The organism is Bacillus sp. PK3_68 (assembly GCF_003600835.1).
Lineage (GTDB): Bacteria > Bacillota > Bacilli > Bacillales > Domibacillaceae > Pseudobacillus.
Map to the genome: position 1 here is coordinate 3700755 of NZ_NQYC01000001.1, position 19850 is coordinate 3720604.

The window sequence follows — 19850 nt, forward strand, 5'->3', positions numbered from 1 at the left end:
ATGAGTTGTGGCTATTATTGACTTTAAATTTGCTTTAGAGCAAGTGCCCGCTGTATTAAAAGGAGTACCGTGGACATTGACGATAGCCATCGTTGCCATGGCATTAGGGCTGCTGTTCGGTTTAGGAATCGCTCTTTTGAGAATATACAAAGTACCTGTGTTAAATCAGCTATCTATTCTTTATATTTCATTTATAAGAGGAACTCCATTAATCGTTCAGCTGTATGTCTTTTTTTATGGTGTTCCGGTGCTGCTCGATTATTTGAATCCTCGTTTTGGCTGGGAATTGAACGCGGATAATATTTCCCCGCTCATTTATGCATTGATTGCTTACACAATCAATACGACAGCCTACCAGGCCGAGATTTTCCGGGCGTCCATTAATGCAACAAGCGCTGGACAAATGGAAGCTGCCTATTCGGTTGGAATGACGACAGCCCAGGGGTTATATCGGATCATTCTTCCTCAGGCATTTCTAGTCGCTTTGCCAAACATGGGCAACCTGTTTATTAATTTGATTAAAGCAACTTCTTTAGCCTTTGCAGTAAAAGTCATGGAGATTTTGGCGATTTCGAGGATCATTGCCAATGATGGCTATCGCTTTTTGGAGATGTACTTGGTAGCATCTATCATTTATTGGACAATTTGTTTAGTATGTGAAATTGCTTTTTCAAGAATTGAAAGAAAAATGAGTCGCTTTGAAGCGAGAGCAGATTTGAAAGCCGCCACTTTATAAGTGTATACGAGACAGCAATTGTTTGCCTTTTTCAGAAAGGCGGGCAATTGCTGTCTTTTTTGTTTATTGCTTATAAAACAGGGTACTTTTAAAAAAAGTATGGGCAAAAAACAGAATGTTTGTTCTGTTTTGACTTATTTATTTGCTTGACCATTCGTCAGCAATAAAGGGACATTCGCAGCAAAATCATAAAAAAGAGGGGGTTCTTTCTGTGGGGAATTATGTAAATATTATGCTTAATGATCAGAATGTAAGCATACCAGGAGAAATGACCATTATGGAAGCGCTTAAGAAGCAATCGGTCGATATACCGAGTGTTTGTTATCATCCTTCCCTTGGGCCTATTGAAACTTGTGATACATGTATTGTGCAAGTAAATGGAGAATTTGTCCGGTCGTGTTCTACTTTTATTCACGATGGAGATGTGATCAATACGGCTTCTGAAGAGGTAAAGAAGGCACAAGACCTCGCAATGGATCGTATTTTATATAATCATGAGCTGTACTGCACGGTGTGTGATTATAATAATGGCCGCTGCGAAGTACATAACACGGTAAAACAAATGAAAATTGAACATCAGAGCGAGCCATTTACGCCAAAGCCCTATGAAGTAGATAATTCAAATCCTTTTTATCGCTATGATCCGGACCAGTGTATTTTATGCGGGCGCTGTGTAGAGGCCTGTCAGGATGTCCAGGTAACAGAAACGCTATCGATTGACTGGAGCCTCAAACGTCCGCGCGTTATTTGGGATCACGGTGTTGATATTAACGAGTCATCCTGCGTATCGTGCGGGCATTGTTCAACGGTGTGCCCTTGCAACGCCATGATGGAAAAAGGAATGGTTGGCGAGGCAGGTTATTTAACAGGCCTTGCGAAAGATACGCTCCGCCCAATGATTGAACTAACGAAAAATATAGAGACGAGCTATAGCTGGATCATGCCGGTTTCTGATATGGAATCAGCTATGAGAGAGGCCCGCGTGAAAAAAACTAAAACAGTTTGTACGTATTGTGGGGTCGGCTGCAGTTTCGATGTCTGGACAAAAGGGCGGGAAATTTTGAAAGTTGAACCACAGGTAGAAGCACCAGCCAATGGGATTTCCACCTGTGTGAAAGGAAAGTTCGGCTGGGATTTTGTGAACAGTAAAGAGCGTCTTACGAAGCCGCTTATTCGAGAAGGTGATACATTCCGTGAAGCAGATTGGGAAGAGGCGCTTCATTTAATAAAGAGAAAATTTACAGAAACAAAAGAAATGCACGGACCGGATTCTTTTGCTTTTATCAGTTCATCTAAGTGTACGAACGAGGAATCTTATTTAATGCAAAAGCTTGCCCGTGGTGTTATTGGAACCAATAATATCGACAACTGTTCACGCTATTGTCAAACACCGGCAACGATGGGGCTTTTCCGAACGGTTGGCTACGGCGGGGATTCGGGAACAATCAAGGACATTGAGAGAGCTGGTCTGGTTCTAATTGTTGGGTCAAATACGGCTGAATCGCATCCGGTACTTGCAACAAGAGTGAAGCGGTCGCACAAGTTAAAAGGGCAGAAGTTAATTGTATCTGACTTGCGTGAGCATGAAATGGCGGAGCGCTCTGATCTATTTATTCAACCAAAAGCAGGAACGGACCTTGTTTGGATTTCAGCGGTTACGAAATATATCATTGACAAGGGATGGGCAGACAAAGAGTTTATCAAAAAACGTGTAGATGGTTGGGAGGAATATATTAAAAGCCTCAAGCCATACACAATGGAATATGCTGAAAAAATTACCGGTGTTCCAAAGAAACAGATCATCAAGATTGCTGAAACCGTTCATGAAGCCTCCTCCACCTGTATCCTCTGGGCCATGGGTGTCACTCAGCATCTTGGCGGAAGCGATACGAGCACAGCTATCTCGAATTTATTGCTTGTAACCGGTAACTATGGAAAGCCAGGAGCAGGAAGCTATCCTTTACGTGGACACAACAATGTGCAAGGAGCGAGCGATTTCGGCAGCATGCCAGAAAGATTCCCAGGCTATGAGAAGGTAGAGGATGATGCAGTTCGCGCTAAATATGAGAAAGGGTGGGGCGTAAACCTATCGGCAAAGCCAGGCTTGAACAATCATGAAATGGTAGAAGGGATTCATAACGGAAACGTCAAAGTCATGTATATAAAAGGCGAAGAGATGGCGATGGTTGATTCTAACATAAACCACGTGCATGCAGCGTTTGAGAAACTAGATTTCTTCGTTGTTCAAGATATCTTTCTTTCCAAGACGGCTCAATTTGCGGATGTTGTACTCCCTGCCGCTCCTTCTTTTGAAAAGGAAGGTACATTTACAAATACAGAGCGCCGCATCCAGCGGTTGTATCAAATATTTGAACCACTTGGTGAGTCAAAACCGGATTGGCAGATTATTATGGAAATTGCTAACTGTCTCGGCGCTGGCTGGGAGTATAATCACCCAAGTGAAATTATGGCAGAAGCTGCAAGCTTAATGCCACTTTACGCAGGAGTGACCTATGAACGACTAGAGGGATACAATACGCTGCAATGGCCGGTAGCAGCTGACGGAACAGACACTCCGCTCCTTTTTGAAAAAGAGTTCCCGTTCCCGAATGGGAAAGCGAAACTCTTCCCTGTACAGTGGACTAAGCCGATGGAATATGAAGAGGAATATGATATTCAAGTAAATAATGGTCGACTTCTTGAACATTTCCATGAGGGAAATTTAACGTACAAATCAAGAGGGATTTCATCCAAAACTCCAAGTGTCTTCCTGGAAGTGTCACCAGAGCTGGCCAAAGAGCGAGGACTTGAGAATGGAACAGTCGTCCGTTTAACATCACCGTACGGAAGTGTGAAGGTGCCTTGCCATGTGACCGACCGAGTAAAAGGAAAAGAAGTGTACCTGCCAATGAATGATTCAGGGGAAGGCGCCATTAACTACTTAACGAGCAGTCGGGCCGATAAAGATACGGACACACCAGCCTATAAAGAAGTAAAAGCTAAAATGGAGATTATCCAACAAACAGGCGAAGATCCACTTCCGCGTATCAATCACCGACGAGGCAATCCAAACCCGCAGATTGGTGTAGAAGTAGAGAAAAAATGGGCACGTCCTGATTATATCTTTCCTGGCGATCTCGTAAAGAAAGGGGTGCTAAAGCGTGGCTAAAGCAATTACTCAGATCCGACGCATGGAGCTAAGTGAAGAAGAGCAGCGGCAGCGAGATTTACAGGAAATAGAAGCGATGCTGATTGAGCATAAAGAGGCGGTTCAGGCCTTTATGAATGTATTGGATAAAGTCTATAAAAGCGGCGGCATGGATTTAGCGGTTGGCCTATTTGATCAAGGGGACAGAGTGCTTGATGTGCTCGTCAAGGCAATGGATAATCCGGGAGCGGCAAAAACGCTAAAAAACGGGCTGCTTTTAATTGGTACGCTCGGTCAGTTAAACGTTGAGAAGCTTGGCCCTATCATTGAAAGACTGAATAGCGGTTTGGATGAGGTAGCGGAATGGAGTGAGGGAGACCGCTCTCTCGCTCAGCTTTTTAAACAGACAAATTGGAAAGAGTCGCTGCTCTTTTTGATTTCTTTTTTAAAAGGAGCAATGGAAACGGAGAAAACACAAAAGCAAAAAAAAGGACGCAGCAGATGGTTGGCGACTGCTGGCTTATCTCTAGCGGGATTTCTAATCTTAAAGAAAAAAGGATGGATAAATTAAAGAAGGGCAAACCGGTACTCCGCTTAGCGAGTGTATCGGTTTGCCTCGTTTTTTGCTCATAAAATAAAAGCGCTTTAAATACAATTGGGAAGAAAGGGGGAATAGGGGAATGGAAAAAGTAAAAAATCGGTGGTTGATCGCCGCTGCAGCAGTCGGTATTCACATTTCAATCGGATCGGTTTATTCTTGGAGTGTCTTTACGAATCCGCTGAATAAAGAACATGGATGGGGACTAACAGAGATTTCACTCACATTCAGTATCGCTATTTTCTTTCTAGGGTTATCAGCCGCCTTTATGGGCCATTTTGTCGAAAAATATGGACCTCGAGCTTCTGGGTTAATTGCAACAGCTTTTTTTGTTATGGGCATGATTGGAGGCGGATTTGCTAATAGCATTGGATCACTTTATTTACTTTATTTTTTTTATGGGATAATGGGCGGCATTGGGCTTGGAATTGGTTATATTACACCGGTATCCTCTCTTGTTAAATGGTTTCCGGATCGCCGTGGGCTTGCAACCGGACTTGCCATTATGGGCTTTGGCTTTGCTTCGTTAATTGCAAGCCCCATCATTGACCAGCTTATTAACGCGGTTGGCATCAGCAATACTTTTTACCTCTTAGGGACGGTTTATTTTCTTCTTATGATTTCATCTTCTCTGTATTTGTCTCCTCCTCCAGCGGGATGGCTCCCGAAAGGAATGGAAAATGTACAGAATGAGAGCAGATGGAAAACCGCCGATTTGTCCGAGTTAACAGCCAATGAAGCAGTAAAGACCATGCGATTTTGGGCGCTTTGGTCTATGCTATTTATTAATGTAACATGCGGAATTGCCGTTATTTCTGTTGCTTCACCGATGGCGCAGGAAATTGCTGGTTTATCGGCTGCTGCAGCTGCCACTATGGTTGGGATTATGGGATTGTTTAATGGCTTTGGCCGGATTGGGTGGGCGACTGTATCTGATTATATTGGCCGTCCGAACGTCTATACAACATTTTTCGCTATCCAACTGATTTCTTTTCTGCTTCTTCCAAATGTAACAAATCCTCTCTTATTCCAGTTAATGATCTTTATTATTTTATCCTGCTACGGTGGTGGCTTTGCCTCTATTCCAGCTTATATTGGAGATCTATTCGGCACAAAGCAGCTCGGTGCCATTCACGGTTATATATTAACCGCTTGGGCAGCGGCCGGTCTCGTTGGTCCGGTAGTTGTTTCGAATATCCGTGAAGTGACCGATAGTTATTCATTGACTTTATATATTTTTACCGCAGCTTTTGCTGCAGCACTTCTGATTTCTTTATTAATTCGTATAAATATTCGAAAGGTACGGAAGGAAAATCAAGTGTTAGGAACAACACTAAAAGCATGATGTATACTCATTAAAAATGATAGCTAAAATAGCTATCATTTTTAATGAGTGAAGAAAGTGGGACGTACATCCATAAACAATTAATCATAATTTTTGCTCAAGTATACCTCCTCACTTATACTTTATCTGTAGTCAATTTAGCGGTTATATATTTCAAAAAAGGTCCAATCAATTTAGAAAAGGTGATCATTATGAGATGGCTTGAAAACAAAGTAGCGATTATAACTGGAAGTGCAGCCGGTATCGGCAAGGAGATTGCTTTTGCTTATGCGAAAGAGGGAGTAAAGATCATTTAATGAAGAAGCTTTGCGGCAAACTGTACAGGAGCTACAAGAGTTACATACTGAGGCGATCGGTGTAAAGGTGAATGTTGCCGATGAAGAAGATATTGCACAGATGATAGATGAAACAGTAAAAGAGTTCGGTACAGTTGATATTTTAGTGAATAATGCGGGTGTCGGTGACAATATGCAGGCTGCGGCCAATGTGAAGGATGAAACATGGGAACGTGTGATGAGTATTAACGTAACGGGTGTCATGCGTGCTCTTCGTAAAGTGATTCCTGTTTTTTTGGAAAATGGGGGAGGAACGATTGTTAACATGGCATCGATTGCCGGCTTAACCGGCGGCCGGGGCGGTTTAGCCTCCACTGCTGCCAAGCATGCAATGGTAGGAATGACAAAAAATATTGCTTCCCAATATGGGCCGCAAAATATCCGCTGTAACGCTATAGCGCCAGCGCAAGTCCAAACAAACTTTGCTGCAACCATGACGAACGTTGATGAGTTCGGCATGAAAGTAGCCACACGTGGTGTGAATTTAATGCCGAAAGCTGGAACAACAGAGGATATCGCTAATATTGCTTTATTTCTGGCCTCTAATGAATCCGCTTATATTAACGGAGTAGCGATCTCTGCAGATGCTGGCTGGAGCGCCTATTAAAAAATTTCTTGTAAATGAACATGAAAGGCTGGCATGAAACTGTACAAAGGATTTACAATAAATAGCAGGGAGGTGATGGTATGGCGATCGAGAGCAAATTGCCAAAGTTTGCAGCGTCTCATGCAAAGCCTGGGTTTAGAAAGGGCGATACTTTGCATGGGGTGATTCTTTAAAATCATCGCCTGAGTGAGTTGCCGTATTTCTATCTTCCTTTGGCTTTGCACCTTATTTTATTTCTAAAAAAGAATAAGGAGCTGGCAAAAGTGAAATATGTAAAAGCAACTGCTATTTTACCAGAACAATTAATCATTGAAATTCAAAAATATGTGCAAGGGGAAACCATTTACATTCCAAAACCTAAAACGGCGTATCAAAAATGGGGATCCCGTTCTGGAGGAAGGAAGTTTATTGACGATCGAAATGCTGCTATTCGGCGAGCATTTCAAAATGGAGAGATGATTGAACGATTGGCAGATGAGTATTGTCTTTCCGTTGAAACCATTAAGAAAATCGTCTACTCTAAATAATGCACTTCAGGAAAGCACTGACTATCTTTTAGATAAATCAGTGCTTTTTTATGGCAAATTTGTTTCCTAGTCATTCTTTGCCTTTCAAAAAAAGATGAATCGTTTAACGTAGAAAGAAGAATGAACAGGAGTGAAGAACATGGAAGCTTTCATAAGAAATGACCAATATAATTTAATTAAAAGACAGGCTAAAAACCTCGTTAATGGCCATGCGGCTGCTCAACATGAGGGAGTATTAAAGGCATTAAAGGCGATGGCTGAAGAAAATATAGCTGAGGCATTTACCGATCTCACTGAGGAACAGCGACAGCTGCTCAGTCCTATTACAGGGGTGGAAAACAAAGAGCAGGCAGAGAAGTTCTTAGCGGGGATCAAGCCTTATGTGATTCCTTTTAAGAAAATCACAGAACAGAGCTTAAAAAAATTGTTTCCTAAAGCAAAGAAGCTGAAGTTGCCGGACATGGAAAACATAGATCTAAGGGAAATTTCCTACCTTGGATGGTACGATAAAGGATCAAACAAAAAATATTTAGTAGCCTATCATAATGAAAAACTTACGGGGGTGCAAGGGACCTTTACTCCTGCCAATCAAAAAGGCATTTGTGCATTGTGCAACGGCTATGAAGAGACCGGTATGTTTATTGCTGAAGTAAAGAGAGCAGAAAAAGGAACATTCACAAAAAGGGGCAACTATATTTGCCGGGATAGCGAAAAGTGTAATCAAAACTTAACGACGCTCGATAAACTGCAAGAATTTATTGATCGGCTGAATCATCAATAATAATCAAAAGGAAGACAAAGGTTTGCAACTATCCATCCGTTGGCCATCATCTAAGGCATGCTAAGATCTAGCATGCCTTTTGTTTTTGATTCAAGAAGCTTTTAGGTAAAATGATCTATTTTGTTATATTTCTGGTCCATTCGTATGATAAATCAGGTATCAGTTGTTATTCATTAGGCTGTTTTTTATAATTATACTAAATAATGTAAAGTATAATTAATAGTGGAAAAGCTGTTGGAAAGAGGGAAACATATATGGCAACGATTGGCATTGACTTGGGGACTTCTAATAGTCTCGCTGCTTACTGGTCTGACAATGGCCCGGTAATCATTCCAAATGTACTTGGAGAACACCTTACTCCATCCATCGTTAGTGTGGATGATAACGGTGAAATACTAGTTGGACAAATTGCTAAGGAGCGTCTGATTTCGCACCCGGATTTGACTGCTTCTATTTTTAAAAGATACATGGGTAGCGAGAAAGCTTATTCATTAGGCTCTTACACGTTCTCTCCAGAGGAGCTCTCGTCCTTTATTTTAAAGTCTCTAAAAAGTGATGCTGAGGCATTTCTTGGCGAGCCGGTGACTGAAGCCGTTATTAGTGTGCCAGCTTATTTTAACGACAGGCAACGTAAGTCTACGAAAAAAGCTGCGGAACTTGCCGGTCTAAAAGTAGACCGGTTAATTAGTGAACCAACTGCTGCGGCTCTCGCTTATGGTCTTCATTTAGAAGAGACAGATACAAAGTTTCTTATATTTGACTTAGGAGGCGGCACCTTTGACATATCTATTTTAGAGCTTTTTGAAGGCATCATGGAGGTTAAATCGATCGCGGGAGATAACTTTCTTGGAGGAGAAGATTTTACAAGTTTACTATTCTCCTATTTTATCGAAATGACAAAACTAGACCTGAATGCATTAGATGCAAATGCTCGCTCCGTTTTATTTAAACAAGCGGAGTTGTGTAAACGTGCGCTCGGCCAGGAGCATACAGGAAGAATGAACTATACATATAACGGCAAGGAGTACGAAATTGCAGTCAGCCGCAGTGAATTTGAAAAGCTGGCTGCTCCGTTAATTTTAAGACTCCGGCAGCCCGTTGAGCGTGCGTTGAGAGACGCTTCCCTTCACATAGATGAAATTGATGCGGTGATTCTTATTGGTGGTGCAACAAGAATGCCTATTATTAAGACGATTGTCAGTAAGATGTTCGGACGGCTTCCTTTCTCCACTATTCATCCGGACGAAGCAGTTGGAATGGGAGCAGCCGTGCAAGTGGCTCTTAAAGAAAGAAATGAAGCATTGCAAGAGTTGATCTTAACAGATGTTTGTCCGTACACATTGGGAACGAGTATATCTAAAAGGATCAGTCATCAGCAAATAGAGGATGGTCACTTCAAACCTATTATTGAGCGTAATACTCCAATACCGGTCAGCAAGGTAGAACGATTTTACACCATGCATGATTTACAAACAGAAATTCTTGTGGATGTTTATCAGGGAGAGAGCCGCCGTGTAGAAAATAACTTAAAGCTTGATGAACTAAAAGTAAAGGTTCCTGCCGCTGCCGCTGGTGATCAAGCAATAGATATTCGGTACACGTATGATCTGAACGGTTTACTAGAAGTCGAAGTCACGATCATCAGTACGGGTGAAAAAAAGACGATGCTGATTGAGCAGAATCCTGGACATCTGACCGAAGCAGAGATCGAAGCGAGAATGGAAGAGCTAAAATCGATTAAAATTCATCCTCGCGAGAGAACCGAAAATAGGCTGCTGTTGGCTAAAGGCGAAAGGTTGTATGAAGAAGCATTAGGAGATAAGCGAGAGAAAATTGCCTTCTTATTAGAAAGATTCGAACAGGTGCTTGCTTCACAAAATGAAATAGACATAAAAAAAGCGGCGCAAGTTTTCAAGGCCGAATTAGCTTCCTTTGAAAGGTGGACTGATTATTGATGACAGCATGGGACATGCTAGGGATTGAACCGACGGATGACCTGACTGTCATTAAAAAGGCCTATGCTAAAAAGTTGAAAGTGCATCATCCCGAAGAGGATCCAACAGGATACCAAAAGTTAAGAGAAGCCTATGATTGGGCGGTGAAGCATCAGAAACAAATAGCATTCAGTCCCCAAGGAACAGCAGTGCAGGAAGACGAGAGATGGCTAGGGAATGAAGAACATGAATGGGAGGACAGCTACGAAGAAGAGAAGGTGTATGTACAGACTCCCCCATGGATCGATTGGAGAGATTCGCAAACTCATTTTCGTAGAAATGAAGAATTAGTAGAGAGTTTTCTTGAAAAGGCTGAAGAGTTATATGAAAATTTCTCTGACCGTATAAGTGTAGATAAATGGACAGAACTATTAAATTCTGATGTCATTTGGAACCTGGAGCTTAAAGAAGAAGTGAGTGACCGTTTGCTAGATTTTTTACACGAGCACCCCTACTTGCCAAATAATATTTGGCAGCTTATTGATAATAGCTTCCAATGGAGTCACGAAATAACAGAAGACGAAGAAGATTTTCAAGAAAGAACCTCTAGTTGGTTTACTTCTTATTATAAAAAACAGCTAGCCGATTTTTATCCAAAGCTTTCTTACACATGTTTGCTTCAAGCCGGTGAGATGAATTACGATGCGTATCTTTCCTACAGGGAATTGGCTGTGGAAGAGTTCATGGAAAATAAGCTAAAAAAAGCAGAGGAATGGTTTGATAAGGCTTATGCGATTTTTTCGGATGATCCTGAACTTCTCCGCTTACAGGGAAGTCTATTTTCTCGGACGGGCCGTATGAAGGAGGCCATAGAGGCACTTGCCCGGGCGGTGAAGATCAGCCCTGATGATATAGACGCACAGGTGATGCTTGCTTACGTTCTTTATGAATCAAAGCATTTGCAAGAAGCCGCTGCACAATGCGAAAAAATTCTTTCTTTCCTGCCAGATCATCTTGACACACTTAGTATCTACGGCAAAAGTTTGTACGAACAGGGAAAGCTGAACGAATCAAGAGATATATTTAAACGAATAAAGAAAAAGGAAGCTTATGACAGCGAAGCGATCTCTTATTTAGCAAGCATTCATGCCTTCATGGCAAAAGAGAACAAAAGAGAACAAAAGAGGAGGCAGCGCCCTTCTGCAAGGGAACTGAGCAAAGAACTGAATAAACCTAGTTTGCTCAAAAACATCTCCTTCCTTTTCCTCTACCTTCCTAAAATTAAAATTCTGTTTCTTCTTGGCCTGCTGGTCTATAGTTGGCTAGAACTTGAAAATGCTGTATACATAAATCCTTTATTATTTACCTTGGTGTTTTTTTTCTCTCTTTTTACAGACAGTATCGACTTAAGTTTTCTTGATTTTCGAGCCTATGCATGGTTTGCGTTTTTTATTTGGACAACATGGCGAGTTGTAAGAGAATTATGGAAGTCCTGGCGGGCCGCCCGTTATTGAGAGGAGAAGGGGAAAGATGGTATTGCGTATTTCAAGACAACAAAGAAGGACTCATCGTTACTTGTATGCACTGACGGCTGTATGTTTCAGTGGAAAGTTTGCTTACTATTACGCGATTAATCAAAGGTATGGGTTCAAAAAGAGGGAAATGAGAAAAACGTTGGAACAATGGGATGTCAGCGACCATGAAAGCATGAGGAGAGTGCTTGACTGGCTAATAGATGCTGGGAGAAAAGAGGAGTTTAGCCAGCTTCAAAATCAATTGACCATTTTTTCGGAGGACAATCGCCAGCCGGGTATCCATTCACTACCCGATGACGGAGAGTTGAAGAAACAAGCAGATTTTACTAATCAATATTTTAGAAGAGTGTCACCTCAAAATATAGCTGCCTTTGATTATGCCTTTTGTATTGTGTTAAGCAGATTTGGCTGGAAAGTGGGTTATCTAGATTCAGAAGAAGCTTACGACTATATGTTGAAAGCTGCACGTCTCGCTCAATCTTCGTATTCAAGCTGGCTTGAATACATTACGGCTTATACGATTGGTGTACAATTTGTGGACAGTGCTCAATTAAAGAATCCACAGTATATTATGGTGCAGGAGCCTGCGATCATAAAATTGCTCTCCTCTCGGCATAGTCCCTTTCAAAAGGTTAAGTGGGATACGAAAATTTGAATAATAAAGAAAGGCTGCCCCAAAACAAGGTGTTGGGCAGCCTTCTATTTATTCTGTAATGAACACAGTGAAATAACTTCCCAAGAATCATGACAGAAAGAGAGTAAAAGTAACCAAAAGTGACAAAAAATATGAAGAAATGAATTATTTATGCATGAATTCATAAAAAACACTCAAAAAATGAAAGCGCTATTTTGTCTATCATTAAAAACTTTTAGAAGCAGCTGCTGTTGAACAACGCCTTCTTTACTGATGATTTAAGAACTGAGGGGAGGAATAGAAGCGAAAAAGAAACAAAAATTAACTAAATTTTGTCTTTTTTGTGAATTTAGGCATAAAAATTGCAAATATTAAAAAAGTATTTTTATGTATTTATTTTACTGGTGTGGAAATTTTTAACCGCACGACCACTTTGCAACTGAAAGGGAGAATGTCTATGGAGCATCTCGGTACTTATGTGATTTATGTAATTATGGCCTTTGTTATTATCGGAGCGATCGCAGCTGTGCGCAACGAAGAAGAAGGAATGGGCAAAGAGTTCATTCAGGGGATTCACACAATTGGACCGATTTTTATTCCGATTGCTGCTACATTAGCATCAATTCCGTACTTATCAAAGTTTATTGAATTTGCTTTTGGTCCACTCTTTTCTGCAATTGGGGCTGATCCAGCTATGGCCGCCACTACCCTTATTTCAAGCGACATGGGGAGCTATCAGCTGGCTGATGTGCTGGCTAGTGATCGTGAAAATTGGATTATTGCCACTGTTAACGGCATTATTATGGGGCCTCATATTATTTTTACTATCCCTGTTGCACTTGCTATGTTGCAAAAGCGCGATCATAAATATTTAGCGCTTGGAATGATGTCCGGCGTTTTGACTGTGCCGATTAGCGTTTTTATTACAACGAGCATTTTGGCACTGACAGAAACGAAGATCAGGGACACAATCAGCACGACGGCTGAGCCGACCTATCAATTGTCCATGTCTATTGGGACAATTTTAATTAATCTTATTCCGTTAACGGCGGTTGGAATATTTATTGCTGTCGGTTTGAGAATGTTTCCTAATCTGATGATCAAAGGCTTTATGGCCATTGGGTGGTTCATGAGCACAGCTATGAAACTCGTACTGGCATGTACGATCGTCGAATATTTTACCGGCGTATTTACTGCCATATTTGGCCATTGGGGATTCGATCCAATTATTGCCGATGCAAAAGATCAATTTAGAGGACTGGAAATTGCCGGTTATATCGGTATTATGCTTGCAGGAGCTTTCCCGATGGTTTATGCCATTCAAAAGTATTTGGCAAAGCCGCTGCAATTCTTCGGCAAGCTGCTCGGTTTAAGCAGCATCGGCAGCGCAGGGGTAATTGCAGCCACAGCCAATCCTCTGGCACTTTTTAAAATTATTAAAGACATGCCAGCAAAAGATAAAGTATTAACGATTGCTTATGCCATTTCAGGTGGATGGATGATCGGGGATCAATTGGCATTTCCAGCTAACTTCCAGCCGACAATTATTATCCCAGTAATGCTCGGTAAGTTTCTTGGTGCTGTTTTGGCGATTCTTCTATGCTACTGGATTTCTATCCCGAAAGCATTGGAGATTGAACGGCTGGAGAAGTTAGAGAACAAGACAAAGAAACAACAAAATACAGCAGCTGAAGATCCACTTGAAGCAACTAGCTGATGATTCCATAGAGGTGCAGGATAAAGACTGCATCTCTATTTCTTTGTCTTTATATGTATAAGAAAAATTTTTACAAGGGAACAGTTATAAGGGGATTAAAAACAAGGCTGTCAATGAATTGTTCAATAGAAGCATGAAATATAATAGCCAGGTTGTCATTGAAAGCGCCAGCTGAATATAATAGTGTAAATCATGTTTTCGTTTGTGCTGCTCATCATGTCGCGGGAATTAGACGGGAAAACAAACTCGCGGAAGGCGGGGTATGGGGGCATTAACTTGTATAAAGCAGGAGCTTGGGTAAAAATCAAAAACAGAAATGCCGTTGGATTTGTATTGGAAGCAAGCTACCATGGTGCGATGGTGTTTGTGATCAGAAATGGAAAGCCAGTTGGAGAACACAGATACAGCTATCATCAGTTGACACTGATGAATGACGATTTAACAGCGGATGAACTTCTTGATTTAGCTAGACTAACAGTGGATTTAAATCAGAAAGAATGGTTTATGGAAGTAACAGAACGGATGAAGGAGATATCTGGTGGATAGCGTGGAATCATTTACTATTTTGTTGTGTAAGGAAATAATATTACGAGAGAAAAGGTTCAGCTAATAATGATATGCTGAACCTTTTTTATTATCCACCCTTTATTTTATCTCCTTTTGTAACTGGTTTAGTAATTTATACTCATGTGCATGTACTTATATAAATTGGTTTTTGATTGGCGCTGTTTTTCGCAACTATCTCACTTGATTAGATTATATAGTGGATGGGACTACCACATTACTTGTGGAAAAGACAGAATAGAACGAATAGTTATAATTGCTTAAATTGGTAAAATTATGTATGATTGAGAAAAGGGATATGTGACTATTTATCTATATTATCTATACTGGCAAACTCGATGAAAGTCGGGGACGAAAAGCCACAGGTCTAAAACATGGAATGTACCATGATGGCCGGGCTGCCGAACTGTTTTTTTACAAAGAGCTCTTCTGGCCATCCGCGTAAAGTTATTTTTGGATTTACGTTGACGAAAGGAGCTCTTTTATTTTTGTAAAGACAGAAGGAGGGGGAAGTCTTGTTATCGAAGCTGCTAAAAAATTTAAGTATTGGAAAAAAGTACGGATTGGCTTTAGGAGTGGTTATTCTACTTTTCTGTCTCTCTGCCATAGTTGTTTACGTAAAGCTGGTAGATGTTAAAGAGAATATTGCCGCTCTTGAGCAAAAGGGAGACCGAGCTATCAAAATGACAAAAATGGCTTCTTTATTCAGCGAACAAGACATTCGAATTGCGGATTATATTAATAACCCTGACGAGCGGTTTGTCAAAGGATTTGAGGAAAGGAAACAAGCCTTTACTAAGCTTGAAAAAGAATTAGAGGCAACAATTAAAACAGAGAAAGAAGAAGAGGTTTTTGCGTGGATTAAAGGAAATAATAAAGAAGTAAGTAAGGTTTTCCATGACAAAGTTATACCTGCTGTCAAAAGTGGAGATGAATTAGAGACATTGCTTGCCAGACAAAGAACACAGGCTTTGAGAAGTGAAACGGTCGGAAAGCTGGCAGAATTGGAAAGCATGATTAATGAACAGCGAAAGTTAGCGTCTAATGAAGCAAAGCATAGTTTGAATGAATCGATTACTGTATTAATTTTCTCCATTATTTTATCTGCAGCCATTGGCTCGGCAGCTGTTTTTATGATCAATCGTCTGGTGAGGCATCACTTGAACCGGGTGGTTGAGATGGCCGATAGTATTTCGGAGGGGAATTTACAGATCAAGAAAAGTAATTATGAAGGGGAAGATGAGATTGCCCAACTCAGTTCGGCTATGAATCAAATGCTCGAGAGCTTACAGGATATAATCCAGAAAATTACCGTTACATCTGAAATAGTAACCAGTCAAAGTGGAGAGCTGACCGAGGCGGCTAGTGAAGTGAAAGAGGGCAGCCAGCAGGCAGCAGCTACTATGCAACAACTTTCGGCGGGAGCCGAATCCCAGGCCCATGAGGTAAATGACCTTTCAGAGGTCATGGCCAGCTATATTGAAAGGATTCAAGAAGCAAATAGCAGCGGCGAACACATTTATATAGCCTCAAAAGCTGTTTCAGAATTAACTACTGAGGGAAAACGCTTAATGAGTTCCTCTGTCAATCAGATGAGAGAGATTGACAAAATTATGCAGGCTTCTGTTGAAAGAGTAAGAGGACTTGATCGTCAATCACAAGAAATTTCATCATTAGTAGCAGTCATTCAGGCCATTGCTGAACAAACGAATTTATTGGCGTTAAATGCTGCGATTGAAGCAGCAAGGGCAGGTAAACATGGAAAAGGGTTTGCTGTTGTTGCAGCTGAGGTACGCAAATTAGCCGTCCAAGTCTCGCACTCTGTAAAAGACATTACAGCTATTGTTTCAGATGTTCAACAAGAGTCATCTGAGGTCGCTCATTCCTTGGAAGCTGGTTACATAGAAGTTGGGAAGGGGATGGGACAAATTCAGACAACAGGAGCAATGTTTGAAAAAATTGATGCTTCTATTTCTGAAATGACAGAGAGAGTCCAATTTGTTTCCAAAAATTTGAACCAAATAGTAACGGGCAGTGGACAGATGAACAGATCGATTGAAAATATTGCGTCGGTTTCTGAAGAATCGGCAGCTGGAGTTGAACAAACTTCTGCCTCGATTCAGCAAACGAGCAGCTCAATGGAAGAGATTGCTGAAAATGCCGTAAAGTTGTCAAAACTGGCTGAGGACCTTAATGGCTTAGTGCGTAAATTTACTGTTTAAAAGAATATGCCCTCCTTGAGGAGGGCATAGAGATGATTTAAGCCGATACATTTTGTTTTGCGCGAACAAATTGCCTTGTAGCGAATAAAACAACAGATGCAAAAAGGAAGGCAGCAAAAAGAAATTCCACCCGGTTCCCCATTTTATAAAATACTGCACCAATCATGGGACCAGCTGCCATGCCGAGGTAGCGAAAAAAATTATATGTCCCAATCGCTGTCGCCCGATTATGGAGAAAAGCGAGGCTTAGTAAGGTGGTTTGAACAGGGAGAGAAAGCCCTAGACAAAGACCGAATAAAGTAATGCTACCAACCAATAGCGGCAGCGAGACGGCAGCTATGATGACAAAGAGGATTGTAGCTGCAACATTTAATGAAGAGCTGAAAATAAGAAACTTTTTTGTATTAAAGTGCTCCTGCAAACGACTGCCTGCAAAGCTGCCGATAACAACACCTAGCGACATAGGAAGAAAAATAAGTCCTTTTTCGCTTGCGGATAATTGATAAAAGTCAGAAAGCAGGTGAGGCATAAACACCAAAAAGTTATAAAATGTAAAGTACTGAACAAACCCTAGAAGAATAACGACAGAACCGATCGGGTGTTTTAAAATAAAATAAAAGTCTCGGGGAGAAATTCTCCCACTTTCTTCTCCCGCTATCTTTGTTTCGGGTAAGAACTTATATGTCAATAGCCACATGATAACTCCAGTAGCAGCAAGTACCCAAAAAACCCCGTGAAATCCAGAGACCTCACCAACAATTCCCCCAATTACTGGGCCTACAACGGGACCAAGAGATACCATCATTTGGAAAGTCCCCATTGATCTTCCCAGTTGTTTCCCGGTAAATAAATCCCCAATTACAGTAGTAGCTACGACAGAGCCGACTGCAATACCGGCTGCCTGAACAGCGCGAAAGAAGATAAGAGATGGAATAGAAGGGGAAAGAGCCGCTCCAATCGATGCAGCTATGTAAATTAAAATTCCCGGCAACATAATCCTTCGTCTCCCCAGCTTGTCTGCAAGAGGCCCATAAACAATTTGCATAAGAGCTAGTACGAGAGTAAAAATAGAAATAGTTAAATTGATTACAAATTCAGAGGTATGAAACTGTTGCTGTACTTCCGGTATGAGTGGTGCATAGATGGTTTGTGTAAAAGGACCGAAAAAAGCAGCAAAAGCTACGACGTATACAATTAATTTTTTATTCAACCCGCATGACACCTTTCTTCAGCAGAAATTATTTCATATGTAAGAGCGCTCTCCAGGTACGGAACAGCAGGAATAACTATACATATATGAAAAGCACGAGTATATTGATGATAATTACTTAGGTAATTATATAGTTGCATATTGAAAATGTCTATACGATGATGGAGGCAAAGAATGAGCCTTTCCTTTTCAATAACAGCATCATTATAGAGAATATCCTTTGCGAATAAGGCTGAAACAGATGTAATCCTTTGCTTCCCGGGAAATAAATAATTAAGAAAAAAGCAGAGTCACGATTCGTGACTCTGCTTTTTGAAAGTGATTATGCTAATTAAGACTTTAATGTCAAAATAGTTTCGAGCAGTACATTGACACCTTTTTCACAATCTTCCCACGTAGTTAACTCATCCTCAGAATGACTTTTCCCCTTGATGCTTGGAACGAAAATCATGGCTGAAGGGATATAGCTGGCAATAAATTGCGCATCATGGCCGGCGCCGCTTACCATTCGTTTAAATGGATAGCCAAGAGATCTTGCAGATTGTTCGAGCGCATGACAGATACTCTCGTCAAACCAAACGGTATCTCGCCCCCACAATTTTTCAGCTTTAACGGTGCAATCTTGTTCTGAAGGCAACTGGGTTAAATCTCGAATAATGGCTTCCACCTGCTTAATAACGGTGGGATCTTTATGTCTAGCTTCCAAAGAAAAAACAACTTTGTCTGGGATGACTGTGTGTATATTAGGGGTTATATTCATTCTTCCTATGGTGAATACAAGTTCTTTATCAAGAGAGCTAAGTTTTTTGCGAGCGTTCGCTATAAGGTCATTGGCCGTAAAGAGAGCGTCTTTCCGCATGTTCATAGGGGTGGTTCCAGCATGATTAGATTCTCCTGTTACTTCGATTTCATAACATACCATTCCAACCACACACTCAACGACACCAATTGTTAATGATTCTCTTTCAAGAATCGGCCCTTGTTCAATGTGTAATTCCAAAAAAGCCGTGGCTTCTGTTAATCGGTATTTTCTATCGCCTGCATAACCAATAGAATGGAGGGCTTCCTCAAAAGTCATACCCTCTGTGTCTGTCTTTTTCATCATTACAGCTTTTTCAAATTTTCCTGAAAGAACCCCTGAGGACATCATAGAAGGCTCGAAGCGAGCTCCTTCTTCATTGGTAAAGTTTACTATAGTAAGAGGGACTTGTGGCTTTATATTATTCTCTACTAAAGTTCGGGCAACTTCTAAGCCGGCAGCAACCCCGAGAATCCCATCAAAGCGGCCGCCTTTTTTTACGGTATCCATATGTGAACCAACAACGATTGGCGGTTTGTTTTCGATGCCTTCTAAAGTAGCATACATGTTGCCCATATCATCAATCTGGACAGTCATATTTAATTCTTCACAGCAGGAACGAAAATAATCTCTGGCTAAGCGGTCTTCTTCAGATAGAGACAGACGGGTTACTCCATTGTTTTTTGTGCGGCCGAAATCCGCAAAATGTTCAAGTGTTTCTTTTAAGCGTTTTCCATTAACCGCTATCTTTTGTTTATACACATTGCTCACCTCTCTGGTTATATTTATCTCAAAAATGATATCAGTAAATAAATGATCCTAATATTGATTTAATTATTCTATTAAATATTAAATATTCCTTCTTTTTAGATAATTTAATGAAATCTTTGTTAAAGGGCCATGTTGATTGTTATAGAGTTAACTGGGATTAAAAGCCGCGCAGAATCCCATAGACGCTTAAGGAACGAACAGCAACGTTTTTAGCTAACAAGGTCTAAGTAAAAGAAAAACAAGCATAACATTTACAATTGCTGCACTTAATTTAGAAAAAAGAGAGGTGAGAGATGTAGCCGTTTTTTAGGAGAAAAAGAATATTTATCTTTTTTACCAGTGAGGAGAGGGCTGCTGACAGTAGACTTCATGCGATAGTTCTTCTGG

Annotated in this window: 16 protein-coding genes and 1 riboswitch; of the genes, 14 read left to right on the top strand and 2 right to left on the bottom strand. The window is 40.9% G+C overall.

Features of this window, described 5'->3' with window-relative positions; genetic code table 11:
• The first annotated feature begins 7 nt into the window (after nucleotides 1–7).
• From CJ483_RS18670 to CJ483_RS25840, 14 genes are all read left to right on the top strand, one after another.
• Entirely contained in the window at nucleotides 8–736 is a 729-nt protein-coding gene (locus CJ483_RS18670) for an amino acid ABC transporter permease (RefSeq protein ID WP_120036579.1), read from the top strand.
• A 232-nt stretch (nucleotides 737–968) separates the two neighbouring features.
• Complete coding sequence (fdhF, locus tag CJ483_RS18675; RefSeq protein WP_120038153.1) at nucleotides 969–3905, top strand: formate dehydrogenase subunit alpha; 2937 nt, start codon at nucleotides 969–971, stop codon at nucleotides 3903–3905.
• A complete protein-coding gene (locus CJ483_RS18680; protein WP_120036580.1) occupies nucleotides 3898–4455 on the top strand; it encodes a helical membrane plugin domain-containing protein in 558 nt (185 codons plus the stop codon). Before fdhF ends, CJ483_RS18680 begins: the two co-directional genes overlap by 8 nt.
• 109 nt (nucleotides 4456–4564) lie before the next feature.
• Nucleotides 4565–5827 (top strand): L-lactate MFS transporter, encoded by a 1263-nt coding sequence (locus CJ483_RS18685; RefSeq protein WP_120036581.1) that lies wholly within the window; start codon nucleotides 4565–4567, stop codon nucleotides 5825–5827.
• 191 nt (nucleotides 5828–6018) lie between these two features.
• Complete coding sequence (locus CJ483_RS25540; protein WP_342754370.1) at nucleotides 6019–6123, top strand: SDR family NAD(P)-dependent oxidoreductase; 105 nt, start codon at nucleotides 6019–6021, stop codon at nucleotides 6121–6123.
• 10 nt (nucleotides 6124–6133) lie between these two features.
• The gene (locus CJ483_RS18690; protein WP_342754371.1) at nucleotides 6134–6769 is read left to right on the top strand and encodes an SDR family oxidoreductase; all 636 of its coding nucleotides are present in this window, start codon (nucleotides 6134–6136) and stop codon (nucleotides 6767–6769) included.
• Nucleotides 6770–7032: 263 nt separating this feature from the next.
• Nucleotides 7033–7296, top strand: a complete 264-nt coding sequence (locus CJ483_RS18695; RefSeq protein ID WP_120036582.1) for a CD3324 family protein — start codon at nucleotides 7033–7035, stop codon at nucleotides 7294–7296.
• A gap of 139 nt (nucleotides 7297–7435) precedes the next feature.
• Entirely contained in the window at nucleotides 7436–8077 is a 642-nt protein-coding gene (locus tag CJ483_RS18700; protein ID WP_120036583.1) for a FusB/FusC family EF-G-binding protein, read from the top strand.
• 254 nt (nucleotides 8078–8331) lie between these two features.
• Entirely contained in the window at nucleotides 8332–10032 is a 1701-nt protein-coding gene (locus tag CJ483_RS18705; RefSeq protein WP_120036584.1) for a molecular chaperone HscC, read from the top strand.
• Nucleotides 10032–11525 carry a tetratricopeptide repeat protein gene (locus CJ483_RS18710; RefSeq protein ID WP_120036585.1) on the top strand — a complete coding sequence of 498 codons (1494 nt, stop codon included), beginning with the start codon at nucleotides 10032–10034 and terminating at the stop codon, nucleotides 11523–11525. Before CJ483_RS18705 ends, CJ483_RS18710 begins: the two co-directional genes overlap by 1 nt.
• Before the next feature lie 16 nt (nucleotides 11526–11541).
• Nucleotides 11542–12201: a DUF1266 domain-containing protein gene (locus tag CJ483_RS18715; protein ID WP_120036586.1), complete on the top strand. Its 660-nt coding sequence runs from the start codon at nucleotides 11542–11544 to the stop codon at nucleotides 12199–12201.
• A 436-nt stretch (nucleotides 12202–12637) separates the two neighbouring features.
• On the top strand, nucleotides 12638–13897 hold the full coding sequence (gene eutH / locus CJ483_RS18720) for an ethanolamine utilization protein EutH (protein WP_120036587.1): 1260 nt from the start codon (nucleotides 12638–12640) through the stop codon (nucleotides 13895–13897).
• 276 nt (nucleotides 13898–14173) lie between these two features.
• Nucleotides 14174–14443 carry a hypothetical protein gene (locus CJ483_RS18725; RefSeq protein ID WP_120036588.1) on the top strand — a complete coding sequence of 90 codons (270 nt, stop codon included), beginning with the start codon at nucleotides 14174–14176 and terminating at the stop codon, nucleotides 14441–14443.
• A gap of 336 nt (nucleotides 14444–14779) precedes the next feature.
• Nucleotides 14780–14867, top strand: a riboswitch (cyclic di-GMP riboswitch).
• Between the two features lie 727 nt (nucleotides 14868–15594).
• Entirely contained in the window at nucleotides 15595–16683 is a 1089-nt protein-coding gene (locus tag CJ483_RS25840; protein ID WP_481747748.1) for a methyl-accepting chemotaxis protein, read from the top strand.
• Nucleotides 16684–16720: 37 nt separating this feature from the next.
• Here CJ483_RS25840 and CJ483_RS18735 read toward each other — a convergent pair whose 3' ends face one another.
• Nucleotides 16721–17893, bottom strand: a complete 1173-nt coding sequence (locus tag CJ483_RS18735; RefSeq protein ID WP_120036590.1) for an MFS transporter — start codon at nucleotides 17891–17893, stop codon at nucleotides 16721–16723.
• Between the two features lie 331 nt (nucleotides 17894–18224).
• Nucleotides 18225–19454, bottom strand: a complete 1230-nt coding sequence (locus tag CJ483_RS18740) for a Zn-dependent hydrolase (protein WP_120036591.1) — start codon at nucleotides 19452–19454, stop codon at nucleotides 18225–18227.
• Between the last annotated feature and the right edge of the window lie 396 nt (nucleotides 19455–19850).